The organism is Chloroflexota bacterium, from assembly GCA_034717495.1.
Lineage (GTDB): Bacteria > Chloroflexota > Anaerolineae > JAAEKA01 > JAAEKA01 > JAYELL01.
On the sequence record JAYELL010000001.1, the window covers coordinates 29875 to 48754 of the forward strand.

Genomic DNA, 18880 nt, shown 5'->3' on the forward strand with positions numbered 1-18880 from the left:
CGACCGGCTCCATGCCAGAAACCAGGACGGCGCAGGCCGTCCACTGGCCGTAGGCCCACAGAGCCGGACTTTATTTGGTGCTGCCTCTGCTTCTCGCCGAGTAAACTCGGACTTTTCAGGTGCTTCGCCCCAGCGGTCGACCTGCGTCGACCGGCTCCATGCCAGAAACCAGGACGGCGCAGGCCGTCCACTGGCCGTAGGCCCACAGAGCCGGACTTTAGTCGGCTCAGTATACCGCAGAATCGGAAGGATGTCAGGCCCTATGGCGGTCTCTCAGCAATTCTCAATATGACGAAACAGGGCGATGGAGTCGAGGCTTCAGGCGGTTCGTCAGCTGTTCTTACGCAGGACAAACGCGGCTAACCCAAAAAGGGGGCTGCGCACAGCCTCGACTCTTCTGCATATTGAGAATTCCCCCTTTTGCAAAAAATGGCTTGACAAGGATATGCAAATCTGTTATTATGGTTGGGAACGTTCCCAATCTCCACGTAGCACCCTGGAAAAAGCGCAACGTGAAATCAAGACCCACCATCATCGATGTAGCTGAAAGAGCCGGCGTCTCCAAGAGCACCGTCTCGCGAGTCGTTGCGGATGATGGTCAGGGGGTGAGCGACAGGGCCAGGGAGCGGGTGCAAAAAGCAATCGAAGAGCTGGGCTACGTGCCTAATGCGGTGGCCAGCAGCCTGCGCACGGCCCGCACCAACATCATCATGTTGACCATTCCAGACATCGCCAATCCCTTCTGGCCCGATCTGGCCCGTGGCGTGCAGGATGTGATGGATGAGGAGGGTTACGCGGTCGTATTTGCCAACAGCGACTGGGACGGCCAACGGGAGGCCACATTCCTGCAGATGGCCGGTCGCAATCGCCTGGATGGTATTCTGATCAACCCCATTCAGGTCAGCAACGAGGAACTTAAGGCGACCGGCATTCCCACGGTCGTGATCAGTTCCAGTGAACGATATCCTGACTTCGATGCCGTAGGCTCAGATAGCTTTGGCGCCGCTCAGCAGGCCCTCGCACACCTGACAGTCCTGGGGCATCGCCGCATCGGCCTGATCAGGGGGCGGCGCGTTCACCGGCTGCAGCATTCACGACTGGCCGGTTACCTGCACTATCTTCACGAGCATGGGTTGCCCATAGATGAAAACCTGATCGTCGAGGTTACTTTTGACGAGACAGGGGGCTTTCAGGCCATGGAACAGTTGCTGGCGTTACCCTGTCCACCCACAGCTGTCTTCGCCTCCAATGATCTCCTGGCCATCGGTGCCCTCCATGCAGCCCACGCAGCCGGTTTGCAGGTTCCAAGGGACCTATCCATCGTCGGTCTCGATGGTATCTTCGCTGCCTCTACCACCATCCCACCGTTGACTACCGTCGCCAAGCCCAAAGAAGTGATCGGCCGGCGAGCGGCTTGCCTGCTTCTGGAGCGAATTCGCCGCCTGGCGCCCTCGACGCCGAGGCGGGAAATCGTCGCCTGTCATCTTCAAGAGCGGGGGTCCACCGCCCTGCCAGGGGCCAGAAGATCCGATCAGGGCGGTCTGTCGTCTGTCACTCGATCGCTCAGGCAGGTAAGGTGACGGAAACACTGAACTGGCGAAAGGATCCATCAGATGATCGCACGTGCAACCTTGGCGCGCAACCGGAGTCTATGCGAGGACAAAGCCCTGGGCTGTATGCTGGGCCTGGCGGCTGGCGATGCCCTGGGCGACATCGGCCGCGACGATTCCTACCGCCAGCGCTATGGCATCATCACCAACCTGTATGCCGGTGCCAAAAGCACCGACGACACCGAGTTCGCCCTGCTCACGGCCCGCACCCTCATCGACAATGACGGCAACCTGACCACCGACGCGCTGCTGCGATCCTGGCAGCGTTATATCCTGGATCAGGGTGGCGTCTACGAACGGGGTGGAAAACCGCTGTACGGCGCGGTCGAGAACCTCAAGCGGGGTATGCGGCCTCCCCTCTCCGGCATCGACAATGTGGCCAACAACGACGACGGTGCGGCTATGCGCATCGCCCCCATCGGTATCGTGTGCGCGGGAGAACCTGAACGGGCTGCTGCCCTGGCCGAGATTGAGGCGCAAATCAGCCATCACGCCGACGGCATTTGGGCTGCCCAGGCGGTGGCCGCCAGCGTCGCTGTTGCGATGGTCGATGGCAGCACCGATGAGATCATCGAGGCCGGTTTGAAGCAGATTCCAACGGATAGCTGGCTGGGGCGAGCCATGGGCCGCGCCATGGCCATCTGCGACCAGGAAGGCACCATCGAGGACGCCTGGGAACGCCTGCATATCGACCTGTGGACACCATCCCATTCGACCAGTGCCGAGGCGATTCCCCAGATATATGCCCTGTTTCGGCTGACCGACGGCGATTTCCGCCGCAGCATGTTCTGGGGTGGAAATTTCGGACGCGATGCCGATACCATCTGTGCAGTGCTCGGCGCAATCAACGGCGCGAAAGGAGGGTTGTCAGTCATTCCGGAGACTTGGATAAAGAAAGTTCAACGGGCGGCGGGAGTCTGTCTTAGATTTGCTGCCCACGAGGATATCCCGACCTTGGCCAGGCAACTGGCCGCTTTCATTCGGTGATTGTTGAGAACCGAAACAAGGTTTGTTCACACATTTTCGAGATCCATCAAGGAGGATGAAAGATGAAGAATTTGCACGCTTCCCGTCATTTCGCTTTCGGCCTGATGCTTCTGGCTATCGTCAGCATGGCTATGGTCGCCTGTGTTGCCCCGGCAGCACCTGCCCCCGCACCTGCAGAGAAACCTGCGGCTGCTGAACCTTCCGCAGAGGAACCCGTTACGGAAGAGGCCGTAACCATCGAGTGGTGGACCGTGTCCTCGGAGGAGTATTCCGAGGAAGCCCAACAGGGCATGATCGACCAGTTTGAGGCAGAACATCCCAACATCAAGGTCGACATGACCATTCTGCCCGACAGCGCTTTCTCCGAGAAGATGACTACCGCCCTTGGCGCCGGTGAAGGGGTGCCCGACGTGGCCTTTTTCTGGGACAACAACTGGTTCCCCGAGGCCCTGGAACTGACGCCCTTCATCGAGGCTGACCCCGACTTCAGCACCGATATCTACTTCCCCGGCTTCTTCAAGACCCGCGCCACGTGGGGCGACAAGATCGTGGGCCTACCCCTGGGCGTTGGCGCCAACTTTGTGATGTATAACAAGGATGTTTTCGACGAGGCCGGTGTGGCCTATCCCAGCGAGGACTGGACCCCCGACGATTTCATCGAAATCGCAACCCAGTTGACCGATACCGACGTGAAACGCTGGGGTGGCGACCGGCCGCGCGGCCCCTACCGCGCCGTCTACTTCAACTACGGCGCTCGCCCTTACAGCGATGACAGCACTACCGTGGAAGGCTATCTGAACGGCCCTGAGTCGCTGGCAGCCTACACCTGGCTGTGGGATCTGATAAACAGCGGATCGACCCCCACCCCAGCCGATATCGAGGTTCTGGGCACGGAAGGCACCGGCCCGGTGGACCTTTTCCTGGCCGGGCGGCTCGCTATGGCGACCCTCAATCAGGGCCACATGCTCAATGCCGTGGAGGCTGACGCTAACTTCGGCATCGTGCCCGAACCTTTCCTGGCGGACAAGGAGAGTTACGTCCATGGCTGGGCGCTGACCTCCTCCATCTGGAAAGACACCGAACACCCAGATGAAGCGTGGCAATTCCTCAGCTACTGGGTTGGCCCTGAGGGACAGAAATACCTGATGGAGAACGGCAACCTCTTCCCCTCAATCCCCTCCGTGCTTGAGCAGTATGAGCACGCGGACGAGGAGTACGCCCAGGCGTTCTTCAAGGTACTCGAGCAGGAGCAGGACGCCGAGTGGCTCATGGAACACCCCTGCTATCGAGGCGCGGTGCAGCGAGCAGTCGGCGACGTGTGGGACAAGATCATGTTCGGCACCATGGAACGCGACCAGATCCAGGCCGAGTTGGATGCGCTTGTGCCCGCCGCTCAGCAGGCTCTCGACGACTGTGTCCCGCGCCTGGGTGGTTGATTCCGACATCTGAGTCCACCTGATTACCTGGTGGAGCTACGCAGTCGATCTTCCGGTAGGGACGGGCCATCCTGTTCCTACCGGCGGAAATCCTAATCGAAGTGCGAAATTCCTCACCCGAAAGGGAGAGATCGACGCAATTGGTTGTTGTTCCCTGTTCCGATGGGAGATCACGGTATGGCAAGTTGGCGTGAAATGTCCCCCAGAGCCAAACGCGAAGCCATCGACGGATACATCAGTATCTCGCCCTGGCTCATCGGGTTCCTGCTCTTTACTCTGGGGCCGATCCTCGCATCCGTATACTTCAGCTTCACCCAGTGGACCATCACCCGTCCGCCTGAGTGGGTGGGATTGGATAACTACGTGCGTATGTTCACCAGGGACCCTCTGTTCTGGACTGCACTCAAGGTGACGTTCACTTTCGTGATTCTGACCTTGCCGCTGCAGATTATTCTGGGCCTGGCACTTTCGCTGATGCTCAACCTCAAAGTGCGGGGCATGAATCTTTACAGAACGATCTTTTACATACCGGCCGTGATTTCGGGCGTGGCCGTATCTCTGATGTTCATCTGGCTGCTCCAGCCCGATACGGGAGTCATCAACACCCTTCTGGAGGGCATCGGCATCCAGGGGCCCAACTGGTTTTGGGATCCCAACTGGGCACTGCCCTCGGTTGCCCTGATGAGCCTGTGGGCGGTCGGAGGCGGCGCGGTGATCTATCTGGCCGGCCTGCAGAACATCCCTCCTCACCTGTACGAGGCCGCTGAGATCGACGGCGCCAACACCTGGTACCGCTTCTGGCGCATCACGTTGCCTCTGTTGACACCAACGCTGTTCTTCCAACTCATCGTCACGATGATTGGAGCCTTCAAGGTCTTCACTGAGGCCTTCGTTATCACGAAAGGTGGTCCCCTGAAAGCCACCTACTTCTACCTCTTTTACTTTTACGAGGAAGCCTTTCAGAATTTCAACATGGGCTATGCCTCAGCGCTGGCAATATTACTGATGTTGATCATTTTGCTTGCCACTGTCCTGGTCAATTTCACCTCAAATCGCTGGGTTTATTACGAATCAGATGGTGAGGGGGCAGCATGACACAGTCTACCGTGGCCGACACATCCCAGGCCCAGACACCATCCAACATCAAACAACCGTTGCTCTCGCGCCGGGCACGTCACTGGTTGGGGCATGGCGCGGCCTACATCTTCATGACCGCCCTGGCGCTGGTCTTCATGATTCCCATTCTCTGGATGCTTTCCACCTCCCTGAAAGCACGTTGGGAGGTCTTCGCCTGGCCGCCCCAGTGGATTCCGGAAACTATCCACTGGGAAAACTACGTCGAGGCCTTCACTCGTTATCCCATGGGCCGTTTCATGCTCAACTCCACCATCCTGGTCGCAGCCACCATTGTGGGCGAGTTATTTGCCGTGCCCCTGGTCGCTTACGGGTTTGCTCGCCTGCGTTTTCCAGGAAAAAATGTGCTCTTCCTGATCATGCTGGGCACCATGATGATTCCGGGACACATCAAACTGATTCCCCTTTTCACCATCTACCACCGCCTGGGCTGGATCGACACCTACCTGCCCCTGATCGTTCCCGCCTTTTTTGGCAGTCCCTTCTTCATCTTCTTGATGGTTCAATACATGAAAACCATCCCACGTGATCTGGATGATGCAGCCCGCATCGACGGCGCAGGCACCTGGGGCATACTCTACCGCGTGTTATTGCCATTATGTGTACCGCCCCTGACCATCGTCGTCGTTTTCACCTTTTTGTGGACCTGGAATGAGTTCCTGCATCCCCTCATCTTCCTCAACAGTTTTGAGCTTTTTCCTGTCCAGGTCGGCCTGGCCCTGTTCAAGGGGCGTTACAGCGTGGAATGGAATCTGTTCATGGCCGCCACGCTAATCTCAATCATCCCGATTCTGATCCTCTATTTCTTCAGCCAGAAACAACTGATCGGTGGCATTGCCTCGGTGGGACTGAAAGGATAGGTACTATGGCCGCACGGCCGATCATTCTGGACACGGACGTCGGCACCGATGTAGACGACGCCTTCGCTATTGCCCTGGCCGCCCGGTCACCCGAGCTCAAGCTGGAAGCCGTGACGACGGTCTTTGGCCATGTAACACGGCGCGCTCGCATGGCCCGCAAGCTGCTCGATCTGTTGGACCAGTCTGCTGTTCCGGTGGCAAGGGGCATGGAGAGCCCGATCACGCCCGGTAAGGAGGTCTATTGGGGTGGTTGGGAAGGGGAGGGTTTTCTTTCCACGGGGGACGAGTCCCTGCCTCTCGATCCCCGCAACGGTGTAGATCTCATTTGCGACTTGCTCGAAACAGCGGCCGAACCTATCACGCTGGTTGCCATTGGTCCTCTCACCAACATTGCCACCGTGATCCTTCTCAGGCCAGATCTGCTGCCTGCTATTGACGAGATCATCTGTATGGCAGGCACCATCGTGCCCGGGCAAGAGGAGTGGAACGTCCAGTGCGATCCGGAGGCGGCTCGGATCGTATTCCAGTCGGGACTGCCGATTACGCTGGGTACCCGATTCATTGTCAACCAGCCCCGGCTGACTCAGCTTCACCGCCAGCGACTGGCCGCCCGCTGCGATGACCCGGCAGTACACGCGCTTGTGGCCATGCTGGACGTGTTCCTGGACAGGAAGCAGCGCGACTCCACACCCATGTACGATCCTGTAACGTTGAGTATGGCGTTTACCGAAAAGTTTGTTCAGACTCAAGCCATGGCCGTTGCCGTTCAACTCGAGGACGGCGTACTGCACCTGACACCGCAGCCATCTGGCGAGCCGAACATGCACATCTCGGTCGGCGTGCAACCGGAACTGTTCGTCGACGCCTTGGTTGATCGCCTCCTTGGCCAACATGAACAGTGACCCTTTCTTTCTGGCACAGGACATATTTCCCGGCCTGTCTACTCATCCCTCGTGCCACGCCCCAACCATTATCGCTCTGCCTGACGACAGTTTGCTGGTAGCGTTTTATGCCGGCAGTCTGGAGAAGGCGTACGACGTCGCTATCTTGACCTCTCGATATCACCCGGCATCTCGGACCTGGTCATTGCCCCGGGTGGTCGTGGATCTGCCATGCAGGTCATTGGGCAATCCTGTGCTTTTCCTGAACCCGGCGGGCGTTCTGCATCTCTTCTATCTCGTTATGCAGGGAGACAGATGGTTCCAGTGCTCTATCCACCAGGTTACCTCGACCGATTTCGGGACCGCCTGGCGTTCAGACACCATGTTCCGCGAGGAAACAGGCTGGACAACGCGCAACAATCTGCTCCTGCTATCGAACGGCAGCATACTCTTTCCGCTCAGCGACAACGTACGGGGTGGGGCGATCTGTTTGTTGTCCGGCGACGGCGGACATAACTGGCAGGAGGGGGAGATGATCGCCTCCTCCCCCAAGAATGAGCAGCCGGCCGTCGTGCAACTCTCCGACAATAGTCTCTTGGCCTACATGCGCACGGGCGGAAAGGGAGGCCTCTGCTGGCAATCCCGCTCTTTTGACCTGGGACAATCGTGGGCGCCGGCCGAGCCAGGACCATTCAAGAATCCAAACTCGGCTATGGCCATGATCCGGCTCACCGGCGGCAGCCTGGTTGCAGTTTACAACGACTCGGACGATCACCGCTTTCGCACGCCACTCAATGTGGCCCTGTCGGTCGATGAAGGGCGCACCTGGCCCTGCGTCCGGTCGCTGGAAACTGGCAATGGCCGATTCAACTATCTGGGGATATCGGTCGATGGACAGGAGAGCGTCGAGTTCTCTTATCCGGCGATCACGCAGAACAGCGAGGGCCTGATCCATATCGTCTACACCAACTGCCGCAGGAACATCAGGCATGTGATGTGCAACGAGGCCTGGCTGCAGGATAGCTATCTGTCCAGGCGCATGGAGGGGCCGCGTGCCCCGGCGCCTGGCGAGCGTGGAGGTCAGGGAGACTGATATGACGACTATCCGGGAAACGAACGTTTCGTCCGAAACTTTGCGAAGCCGTGCCCGGGGCTGCCTGTTGGGCGCAGCCATCGGTGATACCATGGGCGCGCCCTGTGAGGGGCTCAGCGCCGAGGAGATCAGCGCCCGCTACGGCGTGTTGACCGGCTTCGTCAGCGACCGGGCATCAGGCACCGACGACACCGACTTTACCCTCTTCAACGCTCACATCCTGCTGACCTACGGCGTCGACGTTAGCCTGGCCCAGGTGGAGGCCGAGTGGCGGGATAAGTTGCTGGCGCCCGGCAGGGCCTACCGGCCCGGTGGCTTTAGCGATGTTATCTCCACCCGTAACCTGGCTGCCGGCCTGCACGCGCCCCAGTCTGGCCAGTTCGGGCACCAGATGTGGAGCGACGGCGTGGCCATGGCCATCGGCGCTGCCGGAATCATTAGCCCCGGCAAACCCCACCAGGCCGCTCATCTGGCCCGCGTGCTGGGCAGCATCTCCAACGCGCGAGACGGCATCTACACTGCCCAGGCCGTGGCCGCGGCCATCAGCGTGGCCATGATAGGCGCATCGCCTGCGGAGATGATGGCCACGGCCATCCAGCACGTGCCCGTCGACTCGTGGATTTTTCGAACCCTGCAAGAGGCTCGGGAGATCGGCTCCAGATGCGATGACCTGGAGCAGGCCTTGCCCGCCATCGCTGATGCCTTGATCGTTCCCTGGTGGACCTGGGCCGACCTGGCGACGGAAGCCGTACCGCTGGCCTTCGCCGTTTTTCTGGCCACCGATGGTATCTATCAACGCGCTGTTCCGGCCGGAATTCGCCTCGGTCGCGACGCCGATACCATCGGCGCCATCGTGGGCAGCCTGGCTGGTGCTTATGGTGGCATCGATGCCATTCCAGCCCCCTGGCAGGCCCGGGTGCAGGAGTCCACCGGCTACTGCATCGGCTACGTCGCCGGGCGCGATATCGGCGATATCGCTGACGAGTTGGCGCAGGCCGCCGGGCGTTTGTCTTCCGACGAAGAGCCGGTACCAGGCAGGGACTCCCCGATCGAAAAAAACAGGGTTGAGTTGCCCGATTCCGGATTGCCTCCATCCCAATTTCCTTCTGTCAGCGAGTCGCCTTCTTCTCACGTTACTTCGCTGAAAACTGCCACGTCAAGCCGGCGGATCAGCCAGGATCGTGTGGCCGGCGCGTTGCTGGGCCTGGCCTACGGCGACGCCATCGGCTTCCCGGCCATGTTTCATCGCTTCCAGGACCAACGCATGCCGCGCAAGCGCCACAACTTTCTGTGGCGCACCAACCAGGAACTCGATGAAAGGCGAATTCTGCGCTTGATGCTGCCTTTTACCCACCGCGTCGAGCCGCAGACCCTGGAGCCCTGCCCCACTGACGACACCGAGTTCGCCTTGCTGACTCTGGAGGCCCTGCTGGCAGCCGGGTCAGAGCCAAACCAGGATTCCTTCGTCGCGGCCTGGACCGGCAGAGTTTTGCCCGTGGCGGACCAGGTCATCAGCGGTTTTTCAGAGCGTTCAGCTATTGAGAATTTCCAGAGCGGTTTGCTGCCACCGGCCACGGGCAATGACAATCCACTGCACTATGCCGATGCCGCTGTACCCCGGGCCGTTCCCATCGGACTGTTCTGCGCGGGCGATCCCGGCCGGGCTGCAGCCCTGGCCAGGCTGGATGCACAGATCACAAACGCCGAAGACGGCATCTACGCGGCCCAGGCTATGGCGAGTGCAATCGCGCTTCTGTCAGCCGGTGAATCGCTCACCCTGGCGCTGATCCAGGCTCGGGCTCAATTGCCGGCCGGCTCCTGGATCGCCCGCGGCGATGCGATCGCTCGCAACTGTCTGGCCGAGAGCACGACACCCGAAGACCTGGCCCTATTGCTGAGCCGGCGCCTGATCAACACAGTCTACTCCTATGGCAACGCGGCACCGGAGACCTTTCCCGCCGCCCTGGCCATCGTGGAAGCCTGCCAGGGCGACCTGCGGCTGGGCTGCCTGGTGGCAAACAGTATTCCCAAGGCTGCCGATTCCTTACCCGCTATGGTCGGCGCTCTGTGCGGTGCGCATCAAGGCAGCAGCGTCATCAGCCCGCACTGGCAGGCTGCCCTGGTCGAGTGCCGGGGTATCTGTTTGCCCTTCCTCCGGGGTGTGCGCCTGGATGAGCATGCCGCCGCCCTGTTTGAACGAATCGCATAGCAACCGCTATTTTCGGGCCGGTCTTTGCGAAGCACCCCAGAGCGCCAGCGGAGTGGGCCTGACCGCTCTCGCATCGCTCGTTCAGGAGAAGGAAAATGATAACAATTTCCCAACGCCCACTGCCCATCGACTATGAAGAACGCGTCTATGCCGGCTGGCTGGGCAAGTGCATCGGCGTTCGTTTCGGCGCGCCCCTCGAAGGCTGGACCTACCAGGAGATTCGCGATAATCTCGGTGAACTGGACGATTATCTGCCATTGCCACCGGGCAAGGTCTTCAAACCTGATGATGACACAGCGTTTCCCATGATTCTCGTGCGGGCATTGCAGGACTACGGGCCAGCGGTCAGTGCCGAACAGCTTGGCGAGACGATGCTGAACTATCTTGGTGACCAACGAGGAACACTGTGGTGGGGTGGCTACGGTGTCTCTACGGAACATACGGCCTACCTGAACCTGGCCGCAGATATCCCGGCCCCTCTTTCCGGTTCGATCGCCCTCAATGGCGCCGCGCTGGCCGAACAGATCGGTGGCCAGATATTCAGCGACATCTGGGGCCTGGTGGTGCCCGATAATCCAGAACTCGCGGCCGGGTATGCTGCCCGCGCTGCCAGCATCAGCCACGATGGCAACGCCGTCTACGGTGGCAGGTTCATCGCTGGCCTGGTGAGCGCAGCTTTCAGCCAGGTTGATCCGCAGCATTTGATCGAGATCGGCCTTGGCCTGATCCCCGCTGACAGCGAATATTCCCGCGTTGTACGGGCCGTCCTTGATTTCCATGCCGGACAGCCCGACGACTGGCACGCGGCCTATCGTTTCATCAACGACAACTTCGGTTATGACCGTTACCCTGGCGTTGTGCATATCATCCCAAACACCGGCGTTGTCATCATGGCTCTGCTATATGGCCAGGGCGATTTCTCTCGCACGATTCAGATCGCCAACATGGGGGGGTGGGACACCGACTGCAACGTTGGAAACGTGGGCGCCATCACCGGTGTGGCTGTAGGATTGCAGGGAATTTCTCCCAAATGGCGCGAGCCGATGAACGACGAACTGGTAACGGCCAGCCTGATCGGGACCCGTAACCTGCTGGACATCCCGGCTTGTGCCGATCTTTTCTGCGCGCTGGGCCGCCAGATCGCCGGCGAATCTGCTCGGCCTGGCCGGCCACGCTATCACTTCAGCTATCCTGGCTCGACACAGGGATTTCACCAGTGCAGCGGCAGTCGGGGAAAGATCATCTCGCTGCGCCAGATTGGGACTCGCGAATCGAATCCCAGGGCACGGACCGCGGACGGCCCATTTGACCAACCAGAGGGTGCCCTGCAGTTGACCGTGCGTAAGCTCAACAAGAAGAGCGAGGTGCGCTTTTTCGTCAAAACCTCCCTTCGTCCCGACGAGCTGAGCGCCAACTATTACGGGGCGAGCTTCTCGCCCAAGATCTATCCTGGACAGCAACTGCGGGCCCGGCTATTCCTGCCACCCGATGCCCCCGAACAGCTTCAGGCCAGTCTGTTCGCCTGGGATGACAACCACAGCGAGACCCATCAGAGCAAGGGACACCCCTTGCAACCTGGCCGTTGGCACGACCTGCGCTTTCAGATTCCAGCCCTGCACAACGCCTGTCTTTCCGAGGTGGGAGTCCTGCTGCGCAACCTGGGCCAGCCCTGGAGCGGCTCGCTCAGCCTGGGTAGCCTGGATTGGGATGGCTCCCCTTCTTTCAGCAATGACTTTGGCCTGGAGCGCCCTGAATATGATGCCATCAGCCAGTGGACCTTCCTGCGGGGCTTCTGGCGGCTGGACGAAGGTGGTTATCATGGCAGCGGTGTTGGCGTGAACGAAACCTACACCGGCGATATCCAATGGCAGGACTATTCGCTGTCCGTGCGGCTGACCCCGCTGAAAGGCGATCATCACAACATCAACGTGCGTGTGTCGGGTGCGCTGCGATCCTATGCTGCCGGCCTGGCGCCCGATGGCAAAGTGGTACTTTACAGGAACGACAGGGGATACCGGCAGGTGTCTGGCGCCGCTTTTCCCTGGCAACATGGATGCAGCACTCTTCTGACACTGGCAGCGAGGGACAATGGCTTGATCGTCAGCGTCGATGGCCAGGAAAAGATATTCTGGACTGATGATGACCAACCCTATCGTTGTGGCCAGATCGGCCTTTCCAATTTTGCTGGCTGTCGAACCTGTTATGAATTCGTCGAAATCAGTTAACACAAAACGCCTCGATCCCTTTTTCAACCCACGTCGAATCGCGATCGTCGGCGCGTCTGAACGGGGAATGTACCCGGCCGGGGTGTTGCGCAACCTGTTGGACGGTGGCTACGGAGGCGACATCTACCCTGTTAATCCCGGGCGGGAAACTGTGTTTGGCATTCCATGCTATTCCGACCTCAGCCAAACGCCCGAGCCCGCCGAACTGGCGATTCTGGTTGTCCCGCGATATGCCGTGTTGCCTACCCTGCGCCAGTGCCTTGTCGTCGGCGTGCCGGCGGCCTTGATCATCAGTGCTGGATTCGCCGAAGCGGACGAAGAGGGTCGCCGGTTGCAGGCTGAGATGGCCCGCCTTCTCAAAGCTTCGGACAACGCCCTTGCCGTCATTGGTCCCAACTGTGCCGGTTTGGCCAACATCCCCGGCCGGGTCATTGCCACCCGTTTGCCTGCCCCGCCAAAGCCAGGACCCATCTCTTTCATCTCCCAGAGCGGCGCACTGATGATGGCACTCTACGGCCTCTTTGCCGACCGCCACCTTGGCCTAAGTTATCTGTTGTCGCTGGGCAATCAGGTAGATGTTTCCCTGTCCGATAGCCTGGCCTACGTTTCGGGCGATCGGGAAACCACAGCCATTGGCGCATTTATCGAAGGGGTGCGCGACGGTCGTGCCTTTGTCGACAGTGCTCGACAGGCTTTGCTGGCAGGCAAGCCGCTGGTTGTGGTCAAGGTTGGCCGCACAGAGATCGGCCAACAAGCGGCGCTGACTCACACTGCCGCGCTTACCGGTTCGGATCGGGTCTTCGACGCCTTGGGCCATCAGTTTGGCATTGTGCGCGTGGATGACGTTGGTGAGTTGGTAGATACGTTGCAGATCATGGCCGCCGTCGGGTCGAAGCTGTCTGGTCGTGGTCACGTCGCCCTGGTCACGCAGTCAGGCGGCCTGGGTTCGCTAACAGCTGACCTGTGCCAGCTGGCAGGGTTGAAGCTACCGCCGTTGAGCGATCATCTGGAGAGACAATTGCGTTGTCTCCCGCATATCCTTGACTTCGGCGCGCTGGGCAACCCCGCGGATGTGCGAGGCGCAGCCGTGATTGGCCCTGCTACCGGCCAGACCCTGGCGCCCTTCCTGGCTGACCCCGACACTGACGTCGTCTTGCTGCTTTTGGCAAAATCAGCGGTACGCGAGCAAGATGCCGCCACGGCAAGCGCGATTATCGCTGCTGCCCGCCAGAGCGAAAAGCCGCTGATTGTTGTCTGGGTGGGACAGCGACGGTCATCCGGGGCAATGGATTGGCCCGAGGGCCACCGCTTGCTGGTAGAGGCAGGTATTTCGCTTTTCGAACAGCCAGGCAACGCGGTCCGGGCATTGGCCCGTACGATGGCATATTGGCGTTTCCGAAGCCGTTGGCTGGCTGATCCCGAGGTGCCCGATGTCTACCGCTGATCGACTATTGTCATATCAGGCGACCGCAGCGATCCTGGATGCCCACCAGATTCCGCTGGCACCGGCTCGGGTGGTGTCAACACCATCCGAGGCCGCGGATGCGGCGATCGATCTGGGCCTCCCGGTCGCACTCAAAGCGCTTTCGTCGGATCTAACCCACAAGTCGGATGCCGGTCTGGTTTATCTTGATCTACAAACGCCCGGGGCAGTGGAGTCCGCCGGGCGTACGCTGGCAGACAAGACGAGTGGGGTTCAGTTGGAGGGATTGTTGGTGCAGACGATGGTTGCCGGAGGGGTCGAGGTGATCGCTGGCCTCAGCCGGGATCCCCAGTTCAGTCTGGTCATCATGTTGGGTGCAGGCGGTGTGCTGGTGGAACTACTGGATGACATTGTCCTGCGCCTGCCGCCGCTGACGTCACAACAGGCCGGGCAAATGATCCGGGAGATCCGAGTGTGGCACTTGCTGTCGGGATATCGGGGTCAGCCCGCTGCCGATATACCCGCCCTGGCGCAATTGATCGTAAACCTCTCCGACATGGCTATTCGGCAGGCCGACCGGCTTGTCAGTCTCGACCTGAACCCCGTGATCGTTCTGCCCCAGGGTGGTGGGGTGCAGGTGGTTGATGCGCGAATGCTTGTACGGGAATGATGCATGGCATGGAAGGAAGGCAGGCAATGGCTCCAGTTCAAACGTCGATCTCCCAGGTGTTTCCCGATCGCATTCTGATACGCGGCTATAGTCTGGCCGATCTGATTGGGGTCTATGGATTTGGCGACGTGGTCTATCTACTCCTTGTTGGCGAACTGCCGACGGGCCATGAAGGAGGATTGATTGATGCCATTTTGGTGGCCTGTGTTGAACATAATATCAACGCGCCGTCCACCCATACGGCTCGTGTTGTCGCCAATACAGGGACATCCCTGCAGTCGGCTGTTGCGGCGGGCATCAGCGCCATTGGCGAGCATCATGGCGGTGCCGGGGAGGCCTGTGCACGTATCCTGCAGGAAGCTCTCCTGACCGATCCGACCGCGGAGCTTGATGTGTTGGCAGGGCGAATCGTGGCGGACGCGCGACACGATGGTCGCCGTTTGCCCGGCTTCGGGCATCGATTCCACGATCCCGATCCGCGAGCCGAGAGGTTGTTGGGGCTGGCCGATCAGTGGTCACTTAGCGGCCGCCATGTCAGCCTGGCTCGGGCCATCGAAGGCGCGCTGCGCAGCGCCACCGGTCGTTCGTTGCCCATCAATGTGGATGGCGCGCTGGCCGCGCTGATCTCGGATCTCGGTATCGACTGGCGCCATGGCAAGTCGCTATTCCTTATCGGGCGCAGCGCCGGTTTGGTCGCTCATGCCTACGAGGAGACAGGTACTGGAAAGCCATTTCAGTTTGCGGAGAGGGTTGATGTGTCGTATATTGGTCCTGGCGAAAGATCGGTGCCAGCACATCCCGGGGATTAGAGCATTGGTGCTACCCTTTCCATCGCTTTCGACACACAATCCCGTGTCAGGGCGTCCCAAAGGTTATCTTGTGCCATTGCCCATTTTCCCCATTCGTGGTTGACCGGTTACATTGCATCATGCAAACTCCATCGTCAACACGCACCCACCATTCCCACGATCCTATTCGTGCATTCGTGGTCCCATTCGTGGACGGCCTGCGTCAGGAAGGTGACAGCGTGACACTTTTTTCCCACCCCCCGGCCTCGTGCGCTGTTCCTTCCGCTTCGCTCCGGAGTCCTACGGAAGCGAGAGCGATAGGCTTCCCAATCTGGGAGGGGGGGGAGCCCGAGAAGAAATGCCATCCGGCTCCCCTCCCCGAACCGGGGTGCCCTTCGCTGTTGCTCTGGGGGCTGCGCACGGGCTGGGGGAGGGGTCATGCCTGGACTCATGGCGGAGCTTCTTGGAAGCCCCAACCCTCTGTCACCGTCGGTTGACAGGCTGATCCGGGTGATGTAGACTGGAAATCCTAAACTTGAACCCCAAAAAGGAAGGTTGTCATGAACCACAAATCTATCACGTTGATTGTTTTTGCTCTCATCGCCATGCTCACCCTCGGCGCCTGTCAGTCGGAGCCGGATGCAGAGCCGGATATCACGGAATCCATTGACCTGATCGGAGACAACCCGCCGGTCAAGGTGTTGACCCAGCGTCCGGTGAACGAAGTGGTCGGGGAAAAAGATGTGCTGCTACCGGCCCTCTCTCCCGACGGTTCGGCCATCGCCTGGGTCAAGTCAACCGGCAAGCGTCAGAAAACCCGGGTCACCGAAGTCTGTATCTACACATTCGCCGACGCCAGAAACGCCTGTTCTCAGAAGCCCGACGCCTATTCGAGCTATCCTGCCCAACTGGTCTGGTCACCGGATAGCGCCCACATTGCCTTCTCTGAGAATCCCCTGCAACTGGGCGATGAAAGCGACATCTGGATGTTCAGCGTGGCAGATGGATCGTTTGTCAACCTGACCGACGATGGCCTGGAAGGCTTTTGGCGCGATCCGGAGGCTGGCAGCTATTTCCTGGACTATCTGCCCATGTGGAATCAGGAGGACGGCCTGATCTACTTCTGGCGCAGCCTGCCTGTTTCCTTCCAGGAGGTTACCCTGCAATTGATGCGAATCTCCCCTGAAGGGGGTGAGCCCGAGTTGGTAGCCGATGTGAGCGATGAACTCATGGGCCAGTTGATCTGGTGGGACTACGAGTTTTTCTACATGGACGGGCCGTGGGCCGTCTCGCCCGACGGTAGCAGGGCAGCTTTGCTGGTCGGGGCCATGGATACGCTGTCGGGCTCACCCTTGAACGGCCTGTGGACCATTGATCTGGCTGATCCATCGGGTGGACCACAACAGGTTCTCACGACCGATCAAATGCAGGTTGCTCTGCCGCCCTGGCAAGAGGTCCCCGCCAGGCCCATCGCTCTTTCCTGGTCCGCCGACAGTAGCCAGGTGGTGGTCCTCGCTCAAAGCCAGGACCTGAAGAACCAGATCAACCTGTTTTATGTTGTCGAGGTTCCCGATGGCACTGCTATACCAGTCTATGACTTCAGCGGGGTCACCACACGGGAGGGTATGTTTGCCACATCTCAACCAATGGAATTGCCGCCCCTCTATTATTCGGCCTGGACTGCAGGATTGTCGCCGGCCGGTGATAAGTTGCTGATGTACACTGACTTCGCGGCCGCATCGGGCATCCTGTCAGCTTCTCTGGCCGATGCTGGAGATCTGCCAGCTGTGGTCTATGCCAGCGACGACACCACCAGCTATGTGGTGACGCGTACCAGCCGCAGCAGTGACGGCAAAGTGATCCTGAACGGCAGTCTCTATACCGTTGAAGAATGATCGCTCCTTGCCGATTTCTGTGACCCTGGTTGAGGAATTGCCTTTCATATTAGGAAGGAGGAATCGACCCATGCCTACCCGACGACCAATGGATCATATTGGGAAGAATAAATTCAAAATCGAGATTAACGGTGTAACCGTCGCGGCCTTTACCGCCGTCGAGGGAATCGAAGCGCGTACCGCAGTGATTACCTATGTGGACGGCAACGACATGATTGTGCGAAAACGTCCTGGCCGAACGACCTATTCCAACATCATCTTCAAGCGGGGCTACGTCAACACCGATGAATTGTGGCAGTGGTACAAGGCAGTGATGGATGGGCAGGCCGAAAGAAGATCTGGTTCGATCATCGTATTGGATGAGGCTGGTGACGAGATCTTCCGGTACAACTTCTTTGAGGCCTGGCCTTGCCGCTGGAAGAGCCTGGAGCTCGATGCTGCGGCGCCCGGTGCCCTGATAGAGGAACTCGAGGTCGTGGTTGAGAAGATCGAGCGCGGCTAGGATTGAATTGGCATGAACATGATCCAGCTTGCTAAACAGCTTCGAGCGTCCCTGGAGCGGGTGTTTGGCTCAGCTGCTCTGGTTCGCCTTGGTCCACCCCAGGTTGACGAAATCCCGGATCGGCGGGCAGTGGTGTTCGTCATCCCGATTGGCTATCGGGACTTCGGCGGCGTTACGGCCGATGGGGCTCGAATAACCCGGCGTCCGGCTGCTCTGGATTCACCGGCCGAAGGTTTTGCCGAAGAGCGTCCTGGCCGGCTGGTAGTGGAGATACGCTGCCTTGCCGCGGATTACCAACAGATGCACAAGCTCTGTAGCGCCATAGGGGTTCAGGTACTGCGCGTACTGGAGTCGACCCGGACCGTAACCTTGTCACAAGCTCCCGACGATGCCGGTTACCTGCGCTTCGCCGATTTCCAGGCCAGTCTCTATGAGCAGGCTTTCAGCAGCGAACCGCTGGAACGACGTCAGCCCCATTCGGCGAGGCTGGTCTTTCACCTGGACGGGTTTCTGCACGTTCAGATGAAAGACCCTAACTTGACATACCACACTTGATGGGATTTCGTTATCGTTGTCTCCGGACAGAAAGTGGGCACTCCGCTCTGTTAGCCGCCGATCCACTTGACCAGGAAATGTTGGGCAATGGATGTGGCAGCAGGAAGGCACACGGACAGGAGCAGCGCCCGCATCATTCCGGTATTGTAGGGCCAGGTTCTTGCACCCTTTAATCGCTTTTCGTAGGCCGACCATAGATTCAACTCGGTGGCAGCGGCCTCGAAATCCCGATTTTGCGCGCCCTCCTCACCGGCCGGCAACGATCTGAACAGGCCGATGATCTTGCGGTCGACTGTTTTCAATTCCTCTTTTTTCGTCTTTGCCAGCACCCTGTGCGTATCACGCATGCCCAGGAAGAACACCAGCACCGCCACGACAGCGAGGACGGCGTAGACAGCCAGCGCGCGCAGATCGACACCGCCAGCCAGCGGGTTGCTGAAGAGGACGCTGATGATGCTACCCCCAACAAAGGCCAGTGCCATGACCAGGCTGTAGCGGGCAATCGGTTCAAAGGGACTCAGGTCGAAGATATCGATCTTCATCGGAAGTTGATGCAGTGTCGATTTTGGCGATGAACCCAAATATTGCCCCGCCGACGAAGGCCAGTAACTC

16 protein-coding genes are annotated in these 18880 nt (G+C 59.5%); 15 read left to right on the plus strand and 1 reads right to left on the minus strand.

Annotated features, from left to right (window positions below; translation table 11 throughout):
- Nucleotides 1-512: 512 nt before the first annotated feature.
- The 15 genes from U9R25_00135 (at nucleotide 513) to U9R25_00205 (ending at nucleotide 18268) form a co-directional block, all read left to right on the plus strand.
- Nucleotides 513-1580: a LacI family DNA-binding transcriptional regulator gene (locus tag U9R25_00135; GenBank protein ID MEA3334286.1), complete on the plus strand. Its 1068-nt coding sequence runs from the start codon at nucleotides 513-515 to the stop codon at nucleotides 1578-1580.
- A 33-nt stretch (nucleotides 1581-1613) separates the two neighbouring features.
- Nucleotides 1614-2597, plus strand: a complete 984-nt coding sequence (locus U9R25_00140; protein ID MEA3334287.1) for an ADP-ribosylglycohydrolase family protein — start codon at nucleotides 1614-1616, stop codon at nucleotides 2595-2597.
- A 62-nt stretch (nucleotides 2598-2659) separates the two neighbouring features.
- Nucleotides 2660-4033 carry a sugar ABC transporter substrate-binding protein gene (locus U9R25_00145; GenBank protein ID MEA3334288.1) on the plus strand — a complete coding sequence of 458 codons (1374 nt, stop codon included), beginning with the start codon at nucleotides 2660-2662 and terminating at the stop codon, nucleotides 4031-4033.
- 177 nt (nucleotides 4034-4210) lie between these two features.
- A complete protein-coding gene (locus U9R25_00150) occupies nucleotides 4211-5128 on the plus strand; it encodes a sugar ABC transporter permease (protein ID MEA3334289.1) in 918 nt (305 codons plus the stop codon).
- Nucleotides 5125-6027 carry a carbohydrate ABC transporter permease gene (locus U9R25_00155; protein ID MEA3334290.1) on the plus strand — a complete coding sequence of 301 codons (903 nt, stop codon included), beginning with the start codon at nucleotides 5125-5127 and terminating at the stop codon, nucleotides 6025-6027. Before U9R25_00150 ends, U9R25_00155 begins: the two co-directional genes overlap by 4 nt.
- Nucleotides 6028-6032: 5 nt before the next feature.
- Nucleotides 6033-6929, plus strand: coding sequence for a nucleoside hydrolase (locus U9R25_00160; GenBank protein MEA3334291.1), 897 nt, complete (start codon nucleotides 6033-6035; stop codon nucleotides 6927-6929).
- Nucleotides 6919-8001, plus strand: a complete 1083-nt coding sequence (locus tag U9R25_00165; GenBank protein MEA3334292.1) for a sialidase family protein — start codon at nucleotides 6919-6921, stop codon at nucleotides 7999-8001. Before U9R25_00160 ends, U9R25_00165 begins: the two co-directional genes overlap by 11 nt.
- Before the next feature lies 1 nt (nucleotide 8002).
- A complete protein-coding gene (locus U9R25_00170) occupies nucleotides 8003-10210 on the plus strand; it encodes an ADP-ribosylglycohydrolase family protein (GenBank protein MEA3334293.1) in 2208 nt (735 codons plus the stop codon).
- A 95-nt stretch (nucleotides 10211-10305) separates the two neighbouring features.
- The gene (locus U9R25_00175) at nucleotides 10306-12435 is read left to right on the plus strand and encodes an ADP-ribosylglycohydrolase family protein (protein MEA3334294.1); all 2130 of its coding nucleotides are present in this window, start codon (nucleotides 10306-10308) and stop codon (nucleotides 12433-12435) included.
- The gene (locus tag U9R25_00180) at nucleotides 12413-13879 is read left to right on the plus strand and encodes a CoA-binding protein (protein ID MEA3334295.1); all 1467 of its coding nucleotides are present in this window, start codon (nucleotides 12413-12415) and stop codon (nucleotides 13877-13879) included. The genes U9R25_00175 and U9R25_00180 overlap by 23 nt, the downstream gene beginning before the upstream one ends.
- Nucleotides 13866-14528 carry an acetate--CoA ligase family protein gene (locus tag U9R25_00185; GenBank protein ID MEA3334296.1) on the plus strand — a complete coding sequence of 221 codons (663 nt, stop codon included), beginning with the start codon at nucleotides 13866-13868 and terminating at the stop codon, nucleotides 14526-14528. Before U9R25_00180 ends, U9R25_00185 begins: the two co-directional genes overlap by 14 nt.
- Before the next feature lie 26 nt (nucleotides 14529-14554).
- On the plus strand, nucleotides 14555-15337 hold the full coding sequence (locus U9R25_00190) for a citryl-CoA lyase (protein ID MEA3334297.1): 783 nt from the start codon (nucleotides 14555-14557) through the stop codon (nucleotides 15335-15337).
- Nucleotides 15338-15876: 539 nt separating this feature from the next.
- Nucleotides 15877-17211, plus strand: coding sequence for a hypothetical protein (locus U9R25_00195; protein ID MEA3334298.1), 1335 nt, complete (start codon nucleotides 15877-15879; stop codon nucleotides 17209-17211).
- Nucleotides 17212-17281: 70 nt separating this feature from the next.
- Nucleotides 17282-17713, plus strand: coding sequence for a phage tail protein (locus tag U9R25_00200; GenBank protein MEA3334299.1), 432 nt, complete (start codon nucleotides 17282-17284; stop codon nucleotides 17711-17713).
- A gap of 12 nt (nucleotides 17714-17725) precedes the next feature.
- A complete protein-coding gene (locus U9R25_00205) occupies nucleotides 17726-18268 on the plus strand; it encodes a hypothetical protein (GenBank protein ID MEA3334300.1) in 543 nt (180 codons plus the stop codon).
- A gap of 50 nt (nucleotides 18269-18318) precedes the next feature.
- On the opposite strand, the gene U9R25_00210 is transcribed toward U9R25_00205, so the two are convergent.
- Nucleotides 18319-18810: a hypothetical protein gene (locus U9R25_00210; GenBank protein MEA3334301.1), complete on the minus strand. Its 492-nt coding sequence runs from the start codon at nucleotides 18808-18810 to the stop codon at nucleotides 18319-18321.
- Nucleotides 18811-18880 lie beyond the last annotated feature (70 nt).

What these genes read in the sequence shown, in the direction of transcription:
- U9R25_00170 (MEA3334293.1), top strand. Translation starts at nt 8,003, where the DNA reads ATGACGACTATCCGGGAAACGAACGTTTCGTCCGAAACTTTGCGAAGC.
- U9R25_00180 (MEA3334295.1), top strand. Translation starts at nt 12,413, where the DNA reads ATGAATTCGTCGAAATCAGTTAACACAAAACGCCTCGATCCCTTTTTC.
- U9R25_00150 (MEA3334289.1), top strand. Translation starts at nt 4,211, where the DNA reads ATGGCAAGTTGGCGTGAAATGTCCCCCAGAGCCAAACGCGAAGCCATC.
- U9R25_00190 (MEA3334297.1), top strand. Translation starts at nt 14,555, where the DNA reads ATGGCTCCAGTTCAAACGTCGATCTCCCAGGTGTTTCCCGATCGCATT.
- U9R25_00165 (MEA3334292.1), top strand. Translation starts at nt 6,919, where the DNA reads ATGAACAGTGACCCTTTCTTTCTGGCACAGGACATATTTCCCGGCCTG.
- U9R25_00210 (MEA3334301.1), bottom strand. Translation starts at nt 18,810, where the DNA reads ATGAAGATCGATATCTTCGACCTGAGTCCCTTTGAACCGATTGCCCGC.
- U9R25_00205 (MEA3334300.1), top strand. Translation starts at nt 17,726, where the DNA reads ATGAACATGATCCAGCTTGCTAAACAGCTTCGAGCGTCCCTGGAGCGG.
- U9R25_00140 (MEA3334287.1), top strand. Translation starts at nt 1,614, where the DNA reads ATGATCGCACGTGCAACCTTGGCGCGCAACCGGAGTCTATGCGAGGAC.
- U9R25_00160 (MEA3334291.1), top strand. Translation starts at nt 6,033, where the DNA reads ATGGCCGCACGGCCGATCATTCTGGACACGGACGTCGGCACCGATGTA.
- U9R25_00185 (MEA3334296.1), top strand. Translation starts at nt 13,866, where the DNA reads ATGTCTACCGCTGATCGACTATTGTCATATCAGGCGACCGCAGCGATC.
- U9R25_00155 (MEA3334290.1), top strand. Translation starts at nt 5,125, where the DNA reads ATGACACAGTCTACCGTGGCCGACACATCCCAGGCCCAGACACCATCC.
- U9R25_00145 (MEA3334288.1), top strand. Translation starts at nt 2,660, where the DNA reads ATGAAGAATTTGCACGCTTCCCGTCATTTCGCTTTCGGCCTGATGCTT.
- U9R25_00195 (MEA3334298.1), top strand. Translation starts at nt 15,877, where the DNA reads ATGAACCACAAATCTATCACGTTGATTGTTTTTGCTCTCATCGCCATG.
- U9R25_00175 (MEA3334294.1), top strand. Translation starts at nt 10,306, where the DNA reads ATGATAACAATTTCCCAACGCCCACTGCCCATCGACTATGAAGAACGC.
- U9R25_00200 (MEA3334299.1), top strand. Translation starts at nt 17,282, where the DNA reads ATGCCTACCCGACGACCAATGGATCATATTGGGAAGAATAAATTCAAA.